This is a genomic window from Paenibacillus sp. BJ-4, from assembly GCF_020404765.1.
In the GTDB taxonomy this organism is placed as follows: domain Bacteria; phylum Bacillota; class Bacilli; order Paenibacillales; family Paenibacillaceae; genus Paenibacillus.
Genome location: NZ_JAIVEM010000044.1, coordinates 1 through 22,590 on the forward strand (window position 1 = coordinate 1; position 22,590 = coordinate 22,590).

A 22,590-nucleotide genomic window follows, 5' to 3' on the forward strand; every position below is an offset into this window, starting at 1 on the left:
TCAGTTTTCAAAGATCAAACATTTCTTTTTCGCCGCGTTTTTCAGCAGCTATAAGATCATATCATGTTCGTTTCAAAAATGCAAGGGTTATTTTTTTCTTTTTTTATCAAGATCATTCCGACCCAAGCTTTTCACTTTTGAAATTGCTGTTTTGTTGTCAGCTCAAATAATATATCACAAACCCAAGCAAGTTAGCAAGCACTTTTTTCGTTTTTTTATTACAAGTCCAAATACCCCTTCTCCGCCTCATTAAAATCAGCCAAGGGGCTAGTTGCCCCTCGCTTCAGCTGGTGACTCCCTCCGGTTCAAATACCTCAGCAGGCCAATGTAACTCACCCCCCTGGCGAAGAAGGCTATTTTGAAACCGTCCCAGATGTTCTGATGATTCACTCACTTCATTGGGGTATATTCCGTTAGAGACGCAGTAAGCCGCCAGACTTCCTGCTGATTCCCCTATGTTCCACTCTGTAGGATGCAGACGATAGCAGCCATTTGCGATTTGGGTCATCCCTATATTTTTGCAGGCAGGAAGCAGATTACGTACTCTTATCGGTATAAGGGAGCCTAACGGGATTTCATAAGGATAGTTGGGGATATAAAATGTCCGCTGAGATACCGTAGTCGGATGAAGATCCAAATGATAACTGCCTACACCTACACTGTCTACATACCGCTTGGGTCCCTCCTCTCCACGCAGCTCACGACTTACATCAAACTCTGTTATCGTATACTTGGCCTGAATTCGGCGTGACTCGCGAATATAAGCTGTTTTAGCCAAACCATCCGATGTGCCAAGGAAATCTCCCCGTGGCCGAATTCCGGGATAGCCGAATCCTCCATCTAACCGGGGAGCCTCAGTCTGAAGCCAATAGATTAATGAACGAGTCAACTCACGCGCTCCTTCTCGGTGTCTTTCCTGCTCCTGAACGGTGACACCGATCAACGGACCAAGGTAATAATCATTTTGCGCCCAGTTTAAAAGAGTAACCTCACCATCATTTAACGGTTCTCTCCATATAGAGGGATCTACAATACGGCGATAATCCCATAAAGATACTATGCCCTGATCGTTAGGGAATAAAGTGAACTGTTTTAGTTTACTGGTATCATCCGCGTCTGTAGCGAACCAGCTTAAAATTGGGAACCGTGAAAAGGAAGGGATATAATTTCTCCAGAAATCATATTGTTGCGGCCGCTCTATAATGAAGCTTCCTTGAGGAATATAATCCACGGCAGCCACATGTGTGATAGATTGCATATCCAAAGGATCAGCACACTTCAGTGCATGAGGCTCACCCGTCGCTTCCCGCGACTCTGCTCCACTCGTATACTCCACTCCCGCCAGCGGAAGAAGATCGCCACACTCCGTCGCATCCAGATAGAACGTTCCCCGCAGCACGCTAACTCCGCACTTATGATCAGGGCTATCGGAGGTACGAACGGTTACAGAAGCAATACAGTCCCCATCCGTCTGAGCGGCAACGGGCACGGTGTGATAATATACACGAACTCGCCCTGTGTTCAGATAGGGGGCAAGCATATCTTCAAGCACCCGCAAAGCTACTCGTGGTTCATGAGCCAGACGACTGACCCAGCCGTTGCCAGGATTAAGAATGGGATCATTATGAGCTTCTTCCGTTAACGGATAGTTCTGACGATAATAATCCCGTACACGATTGCGGAACTCACGGTACGTGGCTGTACAGCCGAACTGTTCGATCCATCGGTGCTCATCCGGGGGAACAGCCTGTGAAGTTAGCTGTCCTCCCAACCAATCCGTCTCCTCCGTCATGATGACTCTCATACCAGCCTTCGCTGCCGCAAGTGCTGCCGATGTCCCTCCCAGACCCCCGCCAATCACAACGATGTCGGTATCAAACCGATTTTGCGTCATGGTTCGTTCCCCTTTCATACTTTCGCTAAGTCTCCGTTATTTCAAAAGCAAGCCGTGCGGCCCCCATAATTCCAGCACGATTACCCAGCAACGCTCGACTCACTTCGGTTTGAACTCCCAGCAGGTGCAAATGCTTTTCCAGTAAAGGCCACCATACCTCTCCCGCGTCTGCTACTCCCCCGCCTACAATAATCGCCTCAGGATCGAGCGTCATCGAAATATTAGCCAAAAGCACAGCTAAATCTGCGGTGTATTCGTCCAGCACCCGGCTGGCCCCCAGGTTGCCGTGAGCGGCCTCCTGCATGATCTCGTTCCCCGAGCGATAGAGCTTGCCCGTATATTCCATACCTCGGCGTAGCAGGGCGGTGCCCGATACATACTGCTCGGCGCAGCCTTTTTTTCCGCAATTGCAGAGAAGACCTCCCGGGAATAAAATACTGTGTCCCCAATCACCGCCGCTCCAATGAGCCCCTCTGCACAGCAGCCCATGTTCCATAAATGCACCACCGACACCTGTTCCCAAGGTGAGCATAGCCAAGCGCTGCTTGCCCTTCCCCGCCCCCTGCCACGCCTCTCCAAGCAAAGCGGCGTTCGCATCATTATCAGCAATAGCGCGTACTGCCAGCTTTTCTCTAGCCCACGTTACCAAGGATGTGCCTTGCCAGCCAGGCAGGTTATCTGTGGCATACACGACTTCACCGCTCTCCACATTGACTCTGCCAGCGGTGGCAATCCCTAGAGCGTCAATACTAATATTCGTGCTGCTGTCTCCAATAGAACGCATCAGACCGGATACCGACTCGGACACCCGTGACAGTACCCACTCACGCCCACGGGAAGCGTCCGTATCAAGCCGGATTTCATCAAGCACAGACCCATCCCGCGCTACTACGGCGGCTTTCACCGATGTACCTCCAATGTCAATTCCAATGACTCTGTTCACAGCGTCTGCCAACACAGCGTCCTCCTCATTGCCCTACAATATAAGCACATGGACTTTTTGCGTAAATCCTCTTGCATAAACTTTCTTAATAGTAGCTGCCTTGTATTTCATTCACACGTTGGTGTTGAACCGAAATACAAAGCGAATCGTATTTACGACGCAAATACATAGTAGCAACTCATATAACAGCACAAAGCCAAGCCATGAGCCTGAGAGCGCGTACGGTACTCGACGTCAAAATCTCAATAGCTCCGCTCAATAACCGCCCTCGCTGTTTTTTCCTTCATCTGTTTGGTGTGATTGATGTGTTTGCGTGCAAGTCCTTCACAGAGGAGGTCAATTACGAAAAGCTGTGAGATTTTAGCCCCGATTGAGCCACCCTCCATCGGGGCTTCCTTGCCTGCAGTCAATAAAACGATATCTGCAATCGAGGTGATTGGCGATTTTGCATAATTCGTAATTGCAATAACTGTCGCACCGTTTTGTTTGGCCTTGTGCAGCATGTCGTTCGTATCCAGCGTACTTCCCGATACACTGATGCCGATAGCCACATCACCGGGGTTCATGGACACTGCCATCATTGACTGGATATGACCGTCTGCCACAGCCTCGGCGCGCCTCCCGATTCGTAAGAAGCGGTTTTTGGCATCCTGCGCGGAAATCCCCGAAGCGCCTACACCAAAAAATTGGACATAGCCGGCCTGATCGAGACACGCTATCGCGCGTCCAAGCTCTGAATGATCCAGGAGTCCCATGCTGGAGTGCAGAATATTGAGCATGTTGTGATACACTGTGCGGGTAATATCATGATCGTTAGCCGGATCAAAGCTTTCCCCGCCTATGTCGGTTTTACGATAAGTTTGGTTTTGCGCCAGGGACAATCGGAAATCCTGATAGCCTTTGAAACCAATCTTTCGGCAAAAACGCATGACGGTCGTCTCGCCTGTACCTGCAAAGTCAGCCAGCTCCGTTACAGAGAAATATATAATATCTGCGGGACGCTCCAGTACGCACAAGGCAACCTTTTGCTCCGATTTTGTTAATGAAGGATAATACGTGTTAATTCGGTCGTTCATCTCCATAGATGCATTTCACTGCCTTCCTTGCGGCATCGGCAAACCGCTGCGTAATCAATTGAGGTCTGGTAATCGCCGAGCCTACAACCACTGCATGTGCACCCAGCCGAAATGCTTCCTCTACCTGTGCCGGGTCATGGATTCTCCCCTCTGCAATTAAAGGAACGGGAACCAGCTCCGATGCTCTCCGAACCAGTTCCAGATCTGGACCGTCTATCTGAGTAGAGTATGGCGTATAACCAGATAATGTTGTGGATACGCAGCCTACACCAAGGGAAGCCGCATGAAGCGCCTCCTCCAGTGTCGATATATCCGCCATGGAGGTTACTCTATGCTCATGAGCATAATCTATGAGCCGCTTGAGCTTGCACCCTCCCGGGCGTGGACGCAGTGTGGCATCCAGCGCGATGATATCCGCGCCCGCCTCAACCAACTCCTCCATCTCACGAAGAGTCGGCGTAATGTAAATATCGGAATCTTCATAATCGCGCTTAATCAAACCAATGACCGGCAAAGAAAGCGCCTGTTTAATCGCACGCACATCCGCTGCACCGTTGGCGCGAATCGCTACGGCCCCGCCCTGCTGTGCGGCACGCGCCATTTTGACCATCGAATCCGCTCCATGCAGTGGTTCGTCTGGTAACGCTTGACACGATACGATCAGGCCGTGCCGTACTCTCGATAATACAGCTTCCATTTCCATGGGATCACTCTCTCTCCTCGGCATAATGCCGTACGGTCAATCCGACTTCAAAGGTGCGGTTCCACGGCATGTAGCAATCTGTAATTTTTACGCGGCCCTCCGGCCCGTTCACATACTCCTCAAGCGCCTGCTCCAGCCGCCCACGAATAACCGCAGCAACCGAACCCCTCTGTCCATCGAGCATAAACTTGGTAAAGCCCATTTGCTCCACAACTCCGCTATTCATAGCGGTGCGCACCACAGCGCAATAACAGGCGTCTTCGGCATAACGCAACGCCAGAAAATCGAGATGCTCCTCCGTAGGTCCATAGTGCGTATACAGCATCGACTGGGCAATGACGGTTCCGAGGGTATTGGAGCTTGTATTCCAGCCTGCATAACCTGACAGCTTAAAAAGCAGTCCCTTTTGCTTCAATAGTCTAAGCAGCTTGAGATCGGCGCCGTTGGCATAGCCTACATCAGCGACGGCAATGTGTTTGCCTGCATATTGCAGCATGTGAGCACCGTATTCGACCAGCTCAACTACATTCCGATGTACATCATATCCGGCCATTGCACGTTGCTGGGATGAAGCTTCTGCCATCGTGTCTCCGGGCGTGTTAGCCAACAAAATCAAATCAGCCTCCGCCGCTGAGGAAGCAATCAGCCCACCGGCCGCTAAAATCTGATATTTTAAAGTTTCATAAAAATAGCGATCCTCAAAAAGTGGAACAACGAATGCCCCTTGCAAGGCGGACAAGCGGGGATAGACTAGCGGCACAGCTTGATTCATTCGGTTAACCCAACGCGCCAGCAACGTACATCCCACTTCATCGGCCCCTGGATACATGTACACGTTTAAATCCAGTGCGAGTTCGGAAATACGACTTCTTAGTCGCTGCTGATCCTTGGCGGTATAGCCATAGGGGGCCGAATCATCCTGTGGAATAATCATAAAATCAATAACGCCCTCTGCTACCAGTTCCAGTGCCGCTTCATTCGCCTCCAAATTCACAAGACGACGACCTAAATAATCTCCCAGTATTTCTACAGGCAACCGTTGGTTGATGTCGGCTAATTCAAGCAGTTCCTCTGAGGTAGCAATCCCCAGCTCCTGACGATGCGCAATGAAGCCCTTTCTGAATATCTCACGCCCCCAATCGGCATAGTAATCCGGTTCTTCATCAGCCAAAGAGTATTGTGGACAACGCATAATCAGTTGAAAAGCATATAAAGTCAGCTGCGGATATAGCTGTTTGAGCCTACGAAGGCGATTCACCCTGTCACTGACCTGCTCACTCGTCATTTCATGCAGGCGAGAAGGTACAATTCCACCGTACAGCAACGTATCCATCGCGATAATGGCCCCATCAACAGCAGCCGCACGTTCTTCGAGCCATGCCCATAGGCTGGCCGTATCGCCAGGGGTTTTCTTTTGTCCCATCCATTCGAATGGAGGCCGTTCCATTTGCAAGTCTGTGCCCTGGGCCAGTAAATAAGGAAATTCATAATTACAGGGACGTTCATCCAGCGGCACAAAAAGCACACGGGTGTTTGGGTTCACCACACGCTCCACCTCTCCTGAAAATTACTGTTATGCTCACATCAATCATGATTTTCAGAGCAACAACGCTGTCTGGTTTCTTTCCAGCAGCCAAAGTCTATAGATTTAGTCGATACTCGCCCGATTCATCCTGATCGACGTAGCCCCACTGCTCGGCAGCACGGATGGCCGGATTGCTTCCCAGCCGAGCCTTTGCTTCCAGGCAAGCGGTAATGCGGCTTCGCAGCTCCGCTACGATTTCATTCTTCAACGGCGGTGGCTCTTGCGGATCAGCCACTTCGCTTTGCGTGCCGCTCTCCTGTGATCGGGCATCATCCCGCCGCCCGCTAACGAGCACGGCTTGTCGCAGCACTTGCCACAGACTTACGTCCAGTTCGGCACGCTCCAGCCACGGCGCAGCCTGGGACACGAACCCAGCGGCAGGATCATCGGCCGGTATGTTCCGCAGAACATTCACGGCCTGAAGCAGCCGCTCAAAGTACATATCCAGCGCAGGGATATCGTGCGCTTGCAAGGCAAAATCTACGTCCTCATACACGATACCGCCCAGGCGGCTGTTCCTGTTTTGACGGCAGAAAAACATAAATTCCTGCGCATGCACCCCAGCCAACTCACGCGCAGCCCATGCCCAAGAGAATTCTGGCATATACCGCTCACTGTTCCACATGTAATGGGACATCGTAATGAGTGTCACTTTGGAGCACTCCCACTGATTCATCGGATTGGCTACCATCCCGGTATGCCCACAGTCCGGAAGCCTGGAATACCGCCCCCGCAGTGGGTCGAGGAACAAGCGATCACGGTCACAATCATTCACCGGGATGTTATCCCACAGCCACAGCTCATGCCCAAAGAAAACATGATTCTTAGCGGCATGCTCACGACTAATCTGTGGAGCAAAAACGAAGTACCCTGTCCAAAACACCTTAATCTCCGGGTGCAGACGCTCACGGAAATCCTTTTTATATTCCGTATCCCAATAAGACCAGTACTCCGAAGGACAAACCGCTAGTGTAAACTCAGGCAATCGCTCGGTCAGCCATGCATGCACCTTGTTGGTCAAAAAGACATGAGCGTGACCCGAGCGGCCCAGCAAATGTCGGTTTTCTCCTTTTAGCACATAGTCAATATCATCCATTAAAACTGCAAAGTGCCGTACACCAATAGCCATCACAGCCGCCAGCTTTTCCGTCAGCCTATCAAAATCTTCATCACTGCCGAAGCTCAGATCATTCCCTGGACTGATACAGTAATGAAAATCAACCTCATTCCGGTCGCAGGCTTCCTTTAATTCGCGAATTTGCGCAAATGTATGCTCAGGGTACGGCTCCCGCCATAGCTCGCGATGATATGGATCATCTTTGGGAGCGTACATAAACGTATTCATGCGATGTGCAGCCATAAAAGAGACGGCATCCAGCCGATCTGCAAAGCTCCATGGCTTTCCGTAAAACCCCTCAATAATCCCTCTGACCGGAAAAGAAGGCTCATCCCGAAGAGATACGACCGGCAGAGTACAACGCTCCTGATCAACTTGGAGCAGGAGATGCAGGGCATCCATGCCGTATTTAAGTCCTCTTTTATTGGAAGCATGGATTTCAATCCGGCCCTCCTTCTGAATCTCCAGTCGATATCCGTCTGCCACGAGCGCCCCATCATACTCCAGTACCAGTTGCACGCTGCCTCGTGTTTCGGTCGGCACACCCGGTCCCGGAGGTAAAATCAGCTTGATCGGTCCCTCGGCGTCCAGCACACCTTCATACTCCTGATTCATCGCAAAGCGGGAGGACAGCTCACAGACCAGACGTGGTTCAGGTACAACCAGCTTTTCTCCGCTGTCATACGCATCACGAAAATAATATTGAATCTCCTGAGGTGTAAACCCCTCATGTGAATTAGGTCGCACTTGCTTTGACTGTTCCATTGCAATCGCCTCTCCTTCCATTCACGGGCTATCCATAGCCGAAATATCCAGCCTAGCCTTTCACCGCTCCTGCCAGACCTTCCATATAGTAGCGCTGTGTAAACAGGAACAAGATAATGATCGGCAGCACTGAAATCATCGTCCCTGCTGCTATCCAGCCGAAGTTATAGGCAAATTGACCATTGAGATAGGTGAGCGCAGCCGCTAGCGGGTATAGCTCCGTATCGTTCAAAATAACGATAGGCCACAGGAAGCTATTCCAGAACGACATGGCCTCCAGCAAAGAAATCACGGCGAGCGCCGGCTTCACCAGCGGAAGCACCAGCTGCCACCAAATTCGAAACTCCGAAGCGCCATCCATTTTGCCGGAATCACGCACATCGGTAGGAATATGAATAAACGTCTGGCGCATCAAAAAAATGTTGAACACAGAGACCGCTCCAGGCAGTACTACACCCAAATAGGTGTTGCCGAGATGAAGCTCTTGAATGGTCAGATAATGCACAATAAATGCGGTATACGAAGGAATAATCATTGTAGCAATCAGCAGCGTAAACACCAGGTTTTTACCCTTAAAACGAAATACAGCCAAGGGATATCCCGTCAAACTGGCGAGCAGCACATTGAGCACAACGCCCAGCACCGTAATAATCACGGTATTCAGCATATACTTCGGAAAATTCATAAACTGCCATACCTGAACATAATTATCAAAATCAATAAAGGTCGGGAAAATGGCGGGGGGCGATGAGAAAATGTTGCGACCCGGCATGAGCGATACGCTGAGCAGCCATAGGAACGGTCCCATTAAAAATAGAGCGAGCAGCACCAGCAGTGCATAGATCACCGTCATTCTTACAATTCGCCCCAAGCTGCGCTTGATCCGGCTGTTTTTGTTTTTCGGAAGGGGTGAGTGTAGCTTCTTGTCATTCTGTAGACTCATCAATAGGGATTGACACCACCTTTCCTATTGAATCGGAATACGATAATACTGAGCACCGCAATCACTGCGCCGACAATTAAGCCAAGCGCTGAGGCATAACCAAAGTTGAACTGCTCCATCCCTTTTTGGAAAATATACAAGCTGGAAGTCAACGTGGCCGTTCCCGGTCCACCCTTGGTTAGCACATACACCTCGTCGAATACACGAATAGCTGCCATGAGCGAAATGAGTGTGCAGAACAGGATGTAGGGTCTTAATAACGGGAGGGTTATATGAACGATCAGCCGCCAGCGGCTTGCTCCGTCTACTCTGGCGGCTTCGTACAGGTCTTGTGGAATGTTCTGTAAGCCTGCCAGATAGAGCATCATATAATACCCGAGACCCTTCCACATCGTGATGAACATAAGTACATACAAGGCTAAATTACTGTCCGATAACCAGTGTATCTCCCTGCTGATTAAGCCGACCTTCATGAGCAAATAGTTCACAACGCTGTTATTGCCCAGCAGCCAGCTCCAAATTAAGGCTACGGCTACCATGGAAGTTACGACAGGAATGTAATAGGTCGTTCGAAATATTTTAATGGCCGGTATACGGCTATTCACCAGCACGGCCATCAGGATGGAGAAAATCTGAAGAAAGGGAACAATGAGCACATACACTAATGAGTTCCAGATCGAAATGAGAAAGTTGCGGTCCTTAAATGCTGCCTCGAAATTAGCGAGACCTACATAATGGGTATCCGATATGACCGAGTAGTCCGTCAAGGCCAGCGGAATGCTGTAAATAATAGGCCAAAATACAAAGACGGCAAGCAACAACAGTCCCGGCGTCATAAAGGCCCAGGCCGTAAAGGATTCCGACCTCAACCATTTGATCATGCTGCATCACCACCCGATTTTGATAAATGAACAGGGGAGCATTCACTTCACTCCCCTGCTGAACCTATTGCTTTAATATGTCATTCACTTCCTTCTCCAAAGCAGCAAGCGTCTGCTTGGTATCCGTTCCGTTTAATAAAATATTTTGAAAAGCACGTGTAATCGCACTGTTCACGTCCTTGGCATTAGGCACACCGACCATGTAATCAGTCGCCTTATCCAGGCTTTGTGCGGATACCACTTTTGCTTGTGCCTCCAGTGATTGATCTGACTGTGTGAAGTACGGATCTTTAATGGAGTCCTTCGTGGAAGGCAGCGTATTAGCCTCTTTGGAAAACGCCGTCTGGCTCTCTGCATTCGTCAGGAAAACAGCAAACTTCACCGCTTCTTTTACATGCGCAGACTTGGTCGGTACAACCAAATCCATGGAATTGGACAACCGCACGTCAGCTTTACCTGTAGGTACAGGAACAGCGATCGTATTCTTATACACGTCCGGTGCTGCCGTTTTGATAAAATTGATAAACGTTGGGCCTGCCAGCTCGAAAGCAACCTGCTCTCCGGCATAATATTTTACTTGCTGCGAAAAATCAGCGTCTTCTTTAAGAACGACACCATCTTCCATCTGTTTTTTTAGGTTTTCAAGCATAGTGACTGCTTCCGGTGTATTGAACGCCGCTGCTGTCTTTTCTTTATTCAAAATCGGAATGCCATCTATGGCAAAAAGCTTGGATACAAGCTGCTGCGCATACCCGGCTTTACCGATTTTTCTATTGATTTGGCGGCCCCATTCCGACAGCTCTTCCCGCGTTTTGGGCGGATGGGCAGGGTTTAATCCGGCAGCCTTCACCAGCTTCGTATTCATGTAAAGCACTTCCGTGCCCGTATACCAAGGTAACGCGTAAGCCTTTCCGTTAATAACTGTGGAATTATAGATACCTTCGAAATAAGCTGCCTTCTCCTCCGGGGATAAATACTCATTCATATCAACAACAGCACCCTTGGAGCCCATTTGGCTGGCAAATTCCGTATTGAGATTGACCACATCCGGACTGCTGCCACTAGCAATACTCGTCAACAGCTTGTTGGTTACCGCATCGTAAGGGTAGTCCTTCCAGTCAATTTTGACATTGGGGTTCTTCTGCTCATAATCAGCAATCACTCGATTGAAATACGGAGTAAATGTAGGTTGTAGTGCAATCGTCCAAAATTGCAGTGTCACTTTCTCACCGTTAACGTCTCCCGGTTTTGAGCTTCCGCCACCGCAGCTGCTAAGCAGTACAACCAGTGCCAGCATAGATACAAGCAACCGCAACCTGCCTTTCGCTTTTTTTGTCACATGGTGACCCCCTTGTTCTTAGTTGATTAAGGTAAATTATAACAGAAATACCGGTAGAGAAGGAACGTTTTTTCAATAAAATAAATTTAGAAGGAATAATTTTTCTTTTATAGACATAAAAAGACGCCTCTTTGAGCAGAGACGTCTTTTTTCCTTCATTGAATTTACAGAGGGTTTACTCAGGGTGCAACTATTAATAGTACGGAGCCATGAATACGTACACGAGCACCCCGGTCAAACTTACATACAGCCAAATCGGCATGGTCCAGCGCGCGATTTTGCGGTGTTTTGCCACCTGCATGGTCCATCCCCAAACAACTGTGAATAGTGCCAGCGGTACGATAATCGCAGCCAGGATGCTATGGGAAATCAGCAGCGTAAAGTATATCGGACGAAGAATGCCTACCCCACCATATTTTGCAGTTTCCGGCGAAATGTAGTGGAAGGTCAGGTAGGAGAATAAAAATAAAACGGTACTGGCAAAGGCCAGCAGAATAAAGGCTTTATGCACCTTGATGTTCTTTTTGAAAATAGCAATCAGCGCAGCCACCAGAAAAATAAAGGTGAAGCTGTTAAAAATCGCATTTAGCCTTGGGAAAATAGTAATATCGAAGCTTACACCACCCTGGTATCCGATCGGCGAAAAGAATAGCAGTAAAATAATCACGTTGGCTATGATGGAAACGGTGATAATCAAGGCTGTGAAATTACGATTGCTTGTTGGAACGTACTGCTTGTCCTCACTCGCTTTATTCATAATAAGCGTCTCCTTCGTTTAAATTCAGGTTTTTCGTGTTTTATGTTTTCTGTCGTGGTCTTAACCATAATATATTATATAGAACACAAGGACAGCCTGTGAAGTGACAACAGTATGAACAATTTCACAGCGATCCGTCTGAAAATGTGCTTCATCATCTTAGGATAACCTTTTATCACCATACATGAACGCTAGAATGCATTCATTTTCAAGCTTTATACACACCAAAAAACACCGAAAGGTCTAATTACCTATCCGGTGTTGTGTTGACGATTGTACACCTGACTGAGCAACACCTATATCCCGCATTTACTGCTGCCAAACGTCACTGTATTCCTTATGGCGCTTGAACAAGGCCAGCGCATATGAGCAAGCTGGAACAACCTTTTTATGCTGATCCCTCGCCAAGTTCACAACCTTATCGATCAGCTCCTTGCCGATTTTTTGCCCTCGCAGTTGTTCCGATACAAATGTATGGTCAATGACCAAAGAGTGGTCATCTATGGATTTATAGCCTACTTCTGCAACCACCTGTCCATCATCCACCATGACTACCGCATGGTCCTCCTCGCGAATTTGTCTCATGAAACCGATCCCCTTTCTGCCTGAAAAAATCCTGTGCTGGATATCCTTATCATTCCCCGATTTGACGACCCGCGAAACATCTTATACATAAAAAACGACCTGGCGTCGACACTACATGTATTGTAAAAAGGCAAAAGGAGGTGTTGTATTTGCGTTCGGAATTGAAGCCCGTTATCCCATTTGAACCGGAGCAAAGCGAAAAAATTCCTGCGGATAAAAATCTTTGGCGTTACGAAATAAAATGGGACGGCACGAGAATTTTAACGTATCACGACCAAGACAGCACGCGTCTGTTCAACCGCAAACAGCATGAACGAACGCTTTTATATCCGGAGCTTGCTCCCTTCTCCTCCTATTGTCGGGCGGATTCGGTCATATTGGATGGGGAAATGATCGCACTCGGCGCCGATGGCAAGCCATCATTCCATGAAATTATGCGCCGAGATCTGATTCGCCGAACGGATCGGATTCAAGCAGCCTATGAAGCTGTGCCTGCCACCTATATGTTATTTGATATTGTTTATCTGAACGGGGAGTGGGTTCATCGCAGGCCGTTGCAAGAAAGGCTTGAGCTGCTGCATCAGATCATTATACCGAATGAACAGATTCAACTAGCCCCTGCTCATCCTGACGGACAAGCTCTATTTCAGGTCATGTGCAGCCAAGGTATGGAAGGCATCGTATGTAAAAGGCTGGACAGCCCCTACACATTGGGGGGGAAGGACGGACGTTGGATCAAGGTCAAAAATTATGGCGATATCATTGCCGTCATCGGAGGCTATACCCTGAACGGAGGCGTTATTAATGCCGTACTGCTGGGCCAGTATGACAAGCAAGGAAAGCTGCGATACATCGGACATGCAGGTACAGGTAAACTGACTCGGGAAGATTGGCGTCAGCTTACCGAGCGCCTCATGCCGCACACGATTTCGGAGCAACCTTTCGTCAATAAGCCGGACCGTCATCAAGATGCAATCTGGGTGCAGCCTATGTATACCGCCAAGGTTCAATATAGCGAGTGGCGATGGCAAGAAGGACGTACCCTTCGCCAGCCCTCCATACAAGCCTTTGTCAATCAGAACATTGAGCAGTGCATCGGCCCTTGGACGTAATGCTTAGCAGATACGCTTTCAAAAAAATGCAGAATAAAGTTTGTATAAATCATTGCAACCAGTGGTTAATTAAATTACAGTTAACTAATTAACTACATCGAGGTGAATGGCATGTTCTTTTTCTTGGACTCCGAAATTCGGCAACTGGCTTATAATTTGTTTCCGGGTGGCAATAAACCGATTGGTGTTTTAGTGGATTTGTTTTCCATAACATATGAAATACGTAAAAGTATGGAGAAACGTTCGCGTGAATTTGGTCTCTCCTACGGTCAATATATCGCGCTTTGTGTACTTTCTGCGCAAAGAGATGAAATGTCGTCTCCCTCTAGTTTGGCTGAAAAGATGGGTGTAAGCCGGGCGGCAATCAGCTCTATGGTCATTTCTCTTGAACAAGATGGATATATTAACAAGTACGATGATCCCAATGACAAACGAAGCGTATTTGTTTCCCTGAACGATAAAGGGAGAGGAAAAATCAAACAAATGGACCCCTTTTTCATAGGACTAGCTTCACGTCTGATGTCAGACTTCAGTGAATCGGAAATTAACCAGTTTCAAACCTATTTATCACATGTACGTTCGGCCTTTGAAGATGTTAAAGGTTACGGTCTAGCAGACCCCAAAATGACGGGAGACAAATGGTGTGAAGACTAAGAAAAAAATAAGCCTCTGCTTCCACCTGCTTTGATGCAGTTGGGTTCAAGAGGCTTATTTTCATAATGGCAGCTAACACGCATTGTAAGCTTGATAGTCGCGTGTAGCTTGCCATCCCGATCTATGAAATTTACAGACTGTTAAAAGCGTCTGTCAATACAGGGACGATTTGCGATTTACGGGATACGACGCCTTTCAGAACGGCTTTGTTGTCGTCCAACTGCACATTATAGGCTTTTTCAACCGCTTGTGCCTGGCTTCCCAGCGCAATACCAATGGAATCACTATTTACAATGTCCGTTACGACGAACAGGAACAAATCCAAGTTTTTGGCTTCAATCGTTTGGGACAAGGCAGCTTCCAGTTCAGCTTGACGAGATAACACGTCGTTCACGTCTACCGCATTCACTTGAGCAATTTCCACTTTGCGACCGTTCATCTGGAATTCCTTGGCATCCAGGCTTACCAGCTGCTCAATCGTGTGACCGCTCAAATCAGCACCCGCTTTAAGCAAGTCAAAACCGTAACGATCTGCATCTACACCAGCAATTTCAGCCAGTTCACGTGCAGCAGCAACGTCTTGATCCGTGCAGGTTGGGGATTTAAACAGCAGGGAATCCGAAATGATCGCAGACAACATTAAACCTGCGATTTCTTTTGGAACCGCAATACCATTTTCCTTGTAAAGCTTGTTCAAAATGGTAGCTGTGCAGCCCACAGGTTCAGCACGGAAGTATAACGGCTGGCTTGTTTCAAAGTTAGCGATCCGGTGATGGTCGATGACTTCAGTTACCGTTACTTTGTCAATATCAACAGCGCTTTGCTGGCGTTCATTATGATCGACCAGAATGACGCTGTCCGTTTCCACAGCAACCTGCTCAACCAGGCGTGGTGCGCTCACTTTAAAATAATCCAGCGCATACTGCGTTTCCCCGTTAACCTCACCCAGACGAACCGGTTCTACGTCCGCGCCCAGTTTGGTTTTCAAATCTGCATAAGCAATAGCTGAGCAAATAGTATCCGTGTCCGGATTTTTATGCCCGAAAATCAAAGTTTTTGCCAACATAATCGACTCCTTTGCATTAAGCATTCTACATCATTTTGAAATCTCAACAATTCCAATGCAGATTATATCATTAAATCTCGCATTCTCCCATTCCCCTTTCAAAGATTTCAAAAATAATCTAGTAAATTCATAACATTTCCATGGAATATATACGTGAAGTTACCCTTATTTTTTCTAAAAATATAAAAAACATATAGTAATATATCCCACCAATATGGTAAGATATGCCTCAAAACTGGCAAGTTAGTCACCAGTGGTCAATTCTATTAATTTAGCTATTAAGGGAGGCGTGAGAACAGCGGCAGTGGCTTCAAATCCTAGTATGTAGACATATCATATTTTGATTGAAAAGAGGGAAATCTTTGAAAAAGCCGAGCATTTTGAAAAAAATACCTGTCGTATCACTCGCTCTTACCTTGACGGTAAGCTTATCTCTGCCGTCCATCAGCTCTGCTGCTACCGCAGACCTGTCAATCAGTTCGTTTTTGAAAGCTCAGGAAGCATTGACGGTCGAGGCGGCTCCGGCCTTCATCTCGCCAGAGCTAAGCACGGATTCTTCCCGCCAGGTCAGAGTCATCGTACAGTTGGATGGTGAACCTCTAGCCGTGGACAAATATGAGGCACGGTCAGGTACCCAAGCTTTCACTGCTCAATCTGAGCAAAAAGCGGAATCCGCCATCGCCACGGAGCAATCAACGTTCGTGGATAAAGCCGCAGAACACGGTATTTCTCTTGAGGTGAATTACCAATACAACACAGTGCTTAACGGTTTGGAGGTCACACTGCCAGCCAATAAAATTCCAGAACTGGCTAAACTGCCAGGCGTAAAATCCATTCACGAAAACAAAACATATTATTCTATCCCCGTACAGGACCCACCAACACTTACAGCCAGTGAAGCAACCTATGACAATGCACCCTTGGATCAAATTGGTGTTCCCGAAGCCTGGGCAAAAGGTTTAACAGGTGAAGGAATCAAGGTTGGAGTTATCGATACCGGTATCGATTATGAGCATCCTGATTTGAAAGCGGCTTACAAGGGTGGATATGACTCTTTTGAACAGGATAACGATCCTTACGAGGAACCGTTACTCGATAAAGAAAATGATCCGTATGGCACGGGTTTTAGCGGAACAACACACGGTACTCACGTCTCCGGTACGATTGCCGGTCAAGCAGCGAATAAATCCTCGGAAATTGTGCAAAAAGGTATTGCTTATAAATCGGACTTATACGTTTATAAAGTGCTTGGACGCAATGCCAAGACGGGTCGTTCCTCCGGTTCCTCCGCGCAAGTGATTGACGGTATTGAGCGCGCTGTCAAAGACGGCATGAACGTTATTAACCTGTCGCTCGGCTCCGATTCCGAAAAGGACCCGAACTCACCGGACTCCATTGCCATCAATAATGCCGTGCTTTCCGGCGTAGTTGCGGTTATCGCAAATGGTAATGCTGCACAGGACGGCCCATATTTCTATTCGATGGGTTCCCCCGCAACATCCCAGCTGGCAATTTCCGTCGGTGCGGCAACTTCACCGAGTCATAGCTACTCTAATAGAGCATCGGTTAATTTTGCTACCTATGGAAATGATGGAAAGCCGGTGACAGTTACATCAGATACCTATTACAGTCTTAACACGATGAGTTGGCAAACGTTTCATGAGGATTTTGCTTCCATTTTAGGAACAGAACCATTGGAATTAGTATATGCTAATTTGGGATATCCGGACGATTTCAATTCTAAAGATGTAAAAGGTAAAGTTGTAATCGTTTCACGTGGCGTCTTGGGCTTCATAGACAAAATCGCGAACGCGCAACAAAATGGTGCGAAAGCTATTATTATTTTTAATGGTCAAGCAAAATCTGATGACAGCACCCAAGCTAATCTAAATGATACTATCCCAGGTTACGACGGTTATATTAATTCAAATCAAGGTGACGGTGTGGATTATATTCCTACCTTTGACATGTCAGGAAAGGAAGGCCGGGCACTGGCAAGACAAATCATTGAAAGCCAAAACAACAAACAAAAATTCTTTATTACTTTTGGAGCCGATTATCTTCGCACAGATAATGCAGGCAATACCATGGCCGGATTCAGCTCCCGCGGACCCAACGGAGATGAGCTGCTCAGCATCAAGCCGGATGTAAGCGCACCGGGAGTCGGCATTTTGTCAACCTATCCTGCTTTCGCCAAGTTCTATCCAGATGCATCCTATCAGTATGCTTACAAACGCAGTAACGGAACCAGTATGGCCTCTCCACATGTGGCTGGACTTGCTGTGCTGCTGAAGCAGCAGCATCCAAGCTGGACACCGTTCGATATTCGCGCTGCTCTCGCCAACACTTCGGTTACACTCTTTGATGAGGATAAAATCCAATATGATGTGTATTCTCAGGGTGCAGGTCTTGTAAACATCGCTAACGCGATTCAGACACCAGCCCTGCTGGAAACCGTTGAAAAGATAACGATTCTCGACAAAAACTTTAATCGTCAAGAGGTCGTAAATTACAATCCTTCTGCCAGCTTCGGAGTGATGCGGCCTGGTAGTGATGCGAAGCAAATTCAGCTTCAGCTCAAAAACTTATCCGGTAGCTCTGTGCAGTACGAAGCCAGCTATATTTTGCATGATAATGTAACCTCTGATCCTACAAAGCCGATTGCTACACCTGACGTAAGCAATATTGCCGTTCAACTGCAGGGTGTCGGTGCAAATGGGGCAATCTCGGCAGAGCCGGGTAAATCCCAGCCGTTCTTCCTGTCTGTACAACCCAATTCGAGTGCAGCCACAGGAGTATATGAAGGGGAAGTTATTCTGAAAAGTGCTGGATTACCAACTCTTCACCTGCCATTCGTCGTTCATGTCGGCAAAGAAAATCCAACAACAGGCTTTGGGGTGCAGGATCTGAGTGTCACCAACCCGATTATTTATCCGAGTCGTACAGGCGTTCAACGCTCAACAAATCTTACTTTCCGCCTGACTACGGATGCGACTAACCAAATTGCGCTCTATGTATACGGCGTAGATGATAAGTTAATCGGTCTGATCAATGGGATTACAACTTCCGAGGAACAAGGAACGAATGCACGCCTCAAACAAGGCTCCTACTCCTTCAATAATATCGATGGAAGTTACGTTGAATTAGATGACAATGGAAAGCCTGTTCTGGATGCCAACGGTCAACCCGTAATTCAACATTTGAAAGACGGCGTATACAAGCTGGAAGTTAGTGCTCCAGAGTTGAATGCAAAAGGCGAGGTCGAACGCGATACTGACGGCCCTAAATTCTTCACCGCCAATAAAGCTATTCGTGTGGATAATAGTGCCGCACCCGGCAGTAGTGGCGGCGGAGGTGGAGGCGGTGGCGGCAGAAGCAATACAACGCCTTCTGCAGCAACCAACATATCCACTCCTGTCTCTACCACTGCACCTTCACTTCAAACCGTAGTGAAGCAAGGACAGGCTGTGAAAGCTGTCACTACAGCCGTTGCGGTCAACAATAATGTACAGTCGCTGACAGTAGCCGATGCAGACTTACAAGCTGCTGTAACGGCAGCAGGCTCCAGCCCAACAGCTATTGTCCTGTCGGCAGCTAGCCAAGCAGGCCAAACAACCAAAGCAGCGCTCACTTCCGCTCAGCTGGCAACGCTGGGCAAGGCTCCAGCAGGAAGCAGCCTGATTGTGAGCAATACAGGTTCTTCCCTGGCTTTGCCAATATCCGCTCTGAAAAATGCTCCTGCAGGTGCAGGCATTGAAGTGGTCATCAGCAGCCAGTCGCAAGATAGCAGTACGTTTACAGGCAAACTCAAAGGCTCAGCTGTGATCGGTACACCAGTAGGGTTCGAAGCTAACGTTGTCACTGGCGGCAAGAGTCAACCACTCAAAGTTGCTCCAGGACAGTTTATCACCCGCTCTTTTACCGTCCCTGGACAAATTGATTCGAATACAGCTGGTGTACTCTATACGGCGAACGGAAATGTCTATCCGGTTCCATCCGTCTTTACCAAGCAGGCAGATGGATCTACCGTTGTCAAGGTAAGCCGTCCGGGCTTCTCGACGTATGCGGCAGCAACGCGTCCGGTTAGCTTCGAAGACATTTCAACGTCGTATGCCCAATCCGAAATTCAATCATTAGCGAATAAGCTGCTGATTAACGGCACAACCGACACAACCTTCTCACCGAAGAAGAACGTGACACGTGCAGAATTTGCGGCTCTGGTAACCCGGGCGCTTGGCCTGACACCAGGTACGGCTGCACCATTCAGTGATATTCCTGCAGGCAGCTGGTATACCGGTGATGTGGCAGCTGCTTATGAAGCCGGATTGATTACAGGCCGCAACAGCGACAAGTTTGATCCGAACGCTCATATCAGCCGTCAGGAAATTGCTGTTATACTGGGTAAAGCTGTAGACCTGCTTCAAATTAAGGCAGCTGTCGATGGCCCTACACGCACACCGTATCATGATGCTTCATCCTTTGCAGGCTATGCCAAGGACAGCATTGAAAAAGTGAGTGCAGCAGGTATTATCAATGGAGAAACGATTCAAAGCTCCTCCTACTTTAAGCCGAATGCACCTACAACACGCGAGGCATCCGCCAAAGTGCTGCATGTGCTTTTACAAAAAGCTGCACTGATTAACTAACAACTCAAAAGCCTCCCGAGCCGTGTAACAAGCAAAGCTGCGGTTCGGGGGGCTATTTTTATGTTCTCCATCATGTGCAATGCTATACCGTTCCTGATAAAGGCAGCGTTACTTTAAATACACTGCCAATTTCTAGTGTACTTTCGGCTGTGATGTTTCCGCCGTGCGCTTCCACGATAGACTCGGTAATAGCCAAGCCCAGACCCGCTCCGCCTGAGCTACGTGTACGTGATTCATCTCCACGATAAAATCGCTCAAATATCCGCTTCAGCTGTTCTTGACTCATGCCTGGTCCATTATCACGAATTTGGATATCTGCCAACTTCTTGCCGGCGGACAAATTCACATGGATCACACCTTGTTCCAGGTCCGTATGCTGAATAGCATTGTGAAACAGATTGAGCAGCACCTGCTTGATTTTATCCCCCTCTGCCAGCACCCGCACACCTGCCGTCATATCAAAAACCACCTTACGTGTGCCTGCCAGCATTAGAAGCTGCGGTTTCATTTCCAGCAGCAACTCATCCAGTGATATGTCTTCTAGCTTCAACTCTGGTGTTCGGTCCAGCTTAGCCAGCAACAATAAATCAGAAACAAGTTTATTCATCCGCTTGGATTCACCATACATACTCTCTAGTGCGGACTGAAGCTGCTTGGGATTGGATGCTGCTCCGCGAAGCAATACCTCCAAAAATCCGTGGATAGACGTGAGCGGGGTGCGCAGCTCATGAGAAGCATCCGCTATAAATCGTCTCATTTGCATTTGCAATTCCCGTTCAGCAGCAAAAGAATGCTCTAGCCGTTCCAGCATTCCGTTAAATGAAACCGCCAAGCGATCCACTTCATACTGCCCCTGATCAGCGTCGAAGCGCTCGGCCAGATTGCCGGCATCAATACGTTTGACCGCCTCGACCATCCTCGAAAGGGGTACCAACGTGCGGCGCAGCACAGGAAGCATGAGCGCCAGACCAATGGCAAGCGCAATCAGCGACAATAAAATAAAAGTACGAAGCTGATTAATCAGCTGCTCCTGCATGGAAGTCGTGGATACACCCATTTGAAGTAAACCTGACGAACGGTCAGGTGGACCAAGCGGGCGGAACACAACCAGTTGCTCATTCCCCTGATCATCCGTGATCAATTGATAGCCATGACGCATGCGCTTGCTTTGCTGCATCGCTTGATACTGCTGAGTCGTAAGACGCGGTGGGTTAAGTCCGTTTTCACTGGACAAGCTCCGAAAGGTTCCGTCTGTGTCTATAGATGCGAGCGACATATCCGGCCAAAACAAAAACGGCCCCGGTCGACTATCCCCCCAATTGATTCCTTCCTGGGGAGCAGTTCCTCCGTTCTGCTCTTCGGAGTCCCTGATCAATAAATCAGCAGGAATCGAGTTTAACTGCGTCCCCATAGCGTCTGCCCGACTGCGATACAGAAAATCCTTCATCAGAAAATATTGTAGAAAACCGATCAATACGAGCAGCAGAGCCAAAACGAGTAAGGTTCTGGCCAAAAGCTGGGACCGGAGAGAACGGAGAGCATATTTCCTCCGATTTTTGCCCTTGGTCTTCATAGCAAGTCCACCCGGTACCCAACACCGCGTAGCGTACGAATGACTCGGTGTTCTTTGTCTTTAAGTTTTTCACGCAACGAGCGGATATACACTTCAACAATATTATCCTCGCCTCCAAAATCGTAGCCCCACACCCGGTCCAAAATGCGACTTTTACTTAAAACAACGCCGTGGTTCAGCACCAGAAACTTCAATAGTTCATATTCGGTAGGCGACAGCTCCAGCACCTGACTCTGATAGCGAATCTCCTTACGTCGGTCATCCACTTGAAAGGGCCCATGAATCACTTCCCCCAGTAGGTCAGGGAACTGATTGCGCAAACGCGCTTCAATGCGGGCCAGTAGCTCATTAAAACTGAAGGGCTTTACGACATAATCATCCGCGCCGAGTTTTAAGCCTTTGACCCGATCATCTACATCATCCTTGGCCGTCAGCATAATGACCGCAATGTTATCCTCCGTCTCCTTGAGACTTTGGCATACCTCGAATCCGTTCATTTCAGGCATCATAACATCCAGCACCGCTACATGCGGACGAAACTCCCTTGCCAGATCAACCGCATCACTTCCATTCCCGGCGGTTTTGACTTCATATCCTTCATTAATAAGTCCAAGCTCTAAAAATTGCAAAATATGAGGCTCATCGTCAGCCAGCATAATTTTAACTCCGTGGATTGGATTCATGATTCATCTTCCCTTTCATAACATCGCATTTTTCCCTCTATAAAAAGTCGGTTTATGTTTGCCTGTATCTAATATACCTGAATCCCACCGCAAAAAAAGTACCTCTGATAAGCTTTCAGCTAACGTTCAGGGAGCGCTCATAACCAATTAAGGTACGTCTGGCATGATAATAGCAAGCCGGTAGTTCACCGGGCCAAGATCAGAAGCGACTGGTCATTCCGCAGTCCTGAAGATAGCGGCTAGAACAACAGAATAAATACAAAGAATT

17 protein-coding genes are annotated in these 22,590 nt (G+C 48.1%); 3 read left to right on the forward strand and 14 right to left on the reverse strand.

Annotation, left to right across the window (positions count from 1 at the left end; translation table 11 throughout):
• Nucleotides 1-283: 283 nt before the first annotated feature.
• The 11 genes from LCF57_RS08450 to LCF57_RS08500 form a co-directional block, all read right to left on the reverse strand.
• Complete coding sequence (locus tag LCF57_RS08450; protein ID WP_226000290.1) at nucleotides 284-1,894, reverse strand: FAD-dependent oxidoreductase; 1,611 nt, start codon at nucleotides 1,892-1,894, stop codon at nucleotides 284-286.
• Between the two features lie 25 nt (nucleotides 1,895-1,919).
• The gene (locus LCF57_RS08455; RefSeq protein WP_226000291.1) at nucleotides 1,920-2,849 is read right to left on the reverse strand and encodes an ROK family protein; all 930 of its coding nucleotides are present in this window, start codon (nucleotides 2,847-2,849) and stop codon (nucleotides 1,920-1,922) included.
• Nucleotides 2,850-3,079: 230 nt separating this feature from the next.
• Entirely contained in the window at nucleotides 3,080-3,919 is an 840-nt protein-coding gene (locus LCF57_RS08460; protein WP_318840640.1) for a MurR/RpiR family transcriptional regulator, read from the reverse strand.
• On the reverse strand, nucleotides 3,897-4,616 hold the full coding sequence (locus LCF57_RS08465; RefSeq protein WP_226000293.1) for an N-acetylmannosamine-6-phosphate 2-epimerase: 720 nt from the start codon (nucleotides 4,614-4,616) through the stop codon (nucleotides 3,897-3,899). Before LCF57_RS08465 ends, LCF57_RS08460 begins: the two co-directional genes overlap by 23 nt.
• A gap of 4 nt (nucleotides 4,617-4,620) precedes the next feature.
• Nucleotides 4,621-6,162, reverse strand: coding sequence for a DUF4127 family protein (locus LCF57_RS08470; RefSeq protein WP_226000294.1), 1,542 nt, complete (start codon nucleotides 6,160-6,162; stop codon nucleotides 4,621-4,623).
• A 94-nt stretch (nucleotides 6,163-6,256) separates the two neighbouring features.
• Nucleotides 6,257-8,083 (reverse strand): protein O-GlcNAcase, encoded by a 1,827-nt coding sequence (locus tag LCF57_RS08475; RefSeq protein WP_226000295.1) that lies wholly within the window; start codon nucleotides 8,081-8,083, stop codon nucleotides 6,257-6,259.
• A gap of 52 nt (nucleotides 8,084-8,135) precedes the next feature.
• Nucleotides 8,136-9,026, reverse strand: a complete 891-nt coding sequence (locus LCF57_RS08480; protein ID WP_226000296.1) for a carbohydrate ABC transporter permease — start codon at nucleotides 9,024-9,026, stop codon at nucleotides 8,136-8,138.
• Nucleotides 9,026-9,907, reverse strand: coding sequence for a carbohydrate ABC transporter permease (locus LCF57_RS08485; protein ID WP_226000297.1), 882 nt, complete (start codon nucleotides 9,905-9,907; stop codon nucleotides 9,026-9,028). The genes LCF57_RS08480 and LCF57_RS08485 overlap by 1 nt, the downstream gene beginning before the upstream one ends.
• Before the next feature lie 64 nt (nucleotides 9,908-9,971).
• Entirely contained in the window at nucleotides 9,972-11,246 is a 1,275-nt protein-coding gene (locus tag LCF57_RS08490; RefSeq protein ID WP_226000298.1) for an ABC transporter substrate-binding protein, read from the reverse strand.
• 193 nt (nucleotides 11,247-11,439) lie between these two features.
• Nucleotides 11,440-12,003 (reverse strand): DUF420 domain-containing protein, encoded by a 564-nt coding sequence (locus LCF57_RS08495; RefSeq protein WP_226000299.1) that lies wholly within the window; start codon nucleotides 12,001-12,003, stop codon nucleotides 11,440-11,442.
• 309 nt (nucleotides 12,004-12,312) lie between these two features.
• Nucleotides 12,313-12,588: a GNAT family N-acetyltransferase gene (locus LCF57_RS08500; RefSeq protein WP_226000300.1), complete on the reverse strand. Its 276-nt coding sequence runs from the start codon at nucleotides 12,586-12,588 to the stop codon at nucleotides 12,313-12,315.
• A gap of 149 nt (nucleotides 12,589-12,737) precedes the next feature.
• Here LCF57_RS08500 and LCF57_RS08505 point away from each other — a divergent pair, with 149 nt between their 5' ends.
• Together LCF57_RS08505 and LCF57_RS08510 are read left to right on the forward strand one after the other, a co-directional pair.
• Nucleotides 12,738-13,700 (forward strand): RNA ligase family protein, encoded by a 963-nt coding sequence (locus tag LCF57_RS08505; protein WP_226000301.1) that lies wholly within the window; start codon nucleotides 12,738-12,740, stop codon nucleotides 13,698-13,700.
• Nucleotides 13,701-13,811: 111 nt separating this feature from the next.
• The gene (locus LCF57_RS08510; protein ID WP_226000302.1) at nucleotides 13,812-14,354 is read left to right on the forward strand and encodes a MarR family winged helix-turn-helix transcriptional regulator; all 543 of its coding nucleotides are present in this window, start codon (nucleotides 13,812-13,814) and stop codon (nucleotides 14,352-14,354) included.
• 130 nt (nucleotides 14,355-14,484) lie between these two features.
• On the opposite strand, the gene LCF57_RS08515 is transcribed toward LCF57_RS08510, so the two are convergent.
• The gene (locus LCF57_RS08515) at nucleotides 14,485-15,420 is read right to left on the reverse strand and encodes a manganese-dependent inorganic pyrophosphatase (RefSeq protein ID WP_269320826.1); all 936 of its coding nucleotides are present in this window, start codon (nucleotides 15,418-15,420) and stop codon (nucleotides 14,485-14,487) included.
• Between the two features lie 362 nt (nucleotides 15,421-15,782).
• Between LCF57_RS08515 and LCF57_RS08520 the strand changes: the two genes are divergently transcribed.
• Nucleotides 15,783-20,066, forward strand: a complete 4,284-nt coding sequence (locus tag LCF57_RS08520; RefSeq protein WP_226000303.1) for a S8 family serine peptidase — start codon at nucleotides 15,783-15,785, stop codon at nucleotides 20,064-20,066.
• Nucleotides 20,067-20,148: 82 nt separating this feature from the next.
• On the opposite strand, the gene LCF57_RS08525 is transcribed toward LCF57_RS08520, so the two are convergent.
• Together LCF57_RS08525 and LCF57_RS08530 are read right to left on the reverse strand one after the other, a co-directional pair.
• A complete protein-coding gene (locus LCF57_RS08525; protein ID WP_226000304.1) occupies nucleotides 20,149-21,639 on the reverse strand; it encodes a sensor histidine kinase in 1,491 nt (496 codons plus the stop codon).
• The gene (locus LCF57_RS08530; protein WP_226000305.1) at nucleotides 21,636-22,322 is read right to left on the reverse strand and encodes a response regulator transcription factor; all 687 of its coding nucleotides are present in this window, start codon (nucleotides 22,320-22,322) and stop codon (nucleotides 21,636-21,638) included. The genes LCF57_RS08525 and LCF57_RS08530 overlap by 4 nt, the downstream gene beginning before the upstream one ends.
• Nucleotides 22,323-22,590 lie beyond the last annotated feature (268 nt).

What these genes read in the sequence shown, in the direction of transcription:
- LCF57_RS08450 (WP_226000290.1), bottom strand. Translation starts at nt 1,894, where the DNA reads ATGACGCAAAATCGGTTTGATACCGACATCGTTGTGATTGGCGGGGGT.
- LCF57_RS08460 (WP_318840640.1), bottom strand. Translation starts at nt 3,919, where the DNA reads ATGGAGATGAACGACCGAATTAACACGTATTATCCTTCATTAACAAAA.
- LCF57_RS08465 (WP_226000293.1), bottom strand. Translation starts at nt 4,616, where the DNA reads ATGGAAATGGAAGCTGTATTATCGAGAGTACGGCACGGCCTGATCGTA.
- LCF57_RS08475 (WP_226000295.1), bottom strand. Translation starts at nt 8,083, where the DNA reads ATGGAACAGTCAAAGCAAGTGCGACCTAATTCACATGAGGGGTTTACA.
- LCF57_RS08480 (WP_226000296.1), bottom strand. Translation starts at nt 9,026, where the DNA reads ATGAGTCTACAGAATGACAAGAAGCTACACTCACCCCTTCCGAAAAAC.
- LCF57_RS08485 (WP_226000297.1), bottom strand. Translation starts at nt 9,907, where the DNA reads ATGATCAAATGGTTGAGGTCGGAATCCTTTACGGCCTGGGCCTTTATG.
- LCF57_RS08495 (WP_226000299.1), bottom strand. Translation starts at nt 12,003, where the DNA reads ATGAATAAAGCGAGTGAGGACAAGCAGTACGTTCCAACAAGCAATCGT.
- LCF57_RS08500 (WP_226000300.1), bottom strand. Translation starts at nt 12,588, where the DNA reads ATGAGACAAATTCGCGAGGAGGACCATGCGGTAGTCATGGTGGATGAT.
- LCF57_RS08510 (WP_226000302.1), top strand. Translation starts at nt 13,812, where the DNA reads ATGTTCTTTTTCTTGGACTCCGAAATTCGGCAACTGGCTTATAATTTG.
- LCF57_RS08515 (WP_269320826.1), bottom strand. Translation starts at nt 15,420, where the DNA reads ATGTTGGCAAAAACTTTGATTTTCGGGCATAAAAATCCGGACACGGAT.
- LCF57_RS08525 (WP_226000304.1), bottom strand. Translation starts at nt 21,639, where the DNA reads ATGAAGACCAAGGGCAAAAATCGGAGGAAATATGCTCTCCGTTCTCTC.
- LCF57_RS08530 (WP_226000305.1), bottom strand. Translation starts at nt 22,322, where the DNA reads ATGAATCCAATCCACGGAGTTAAAATTATGCTGGCTGACGATGAGCCT.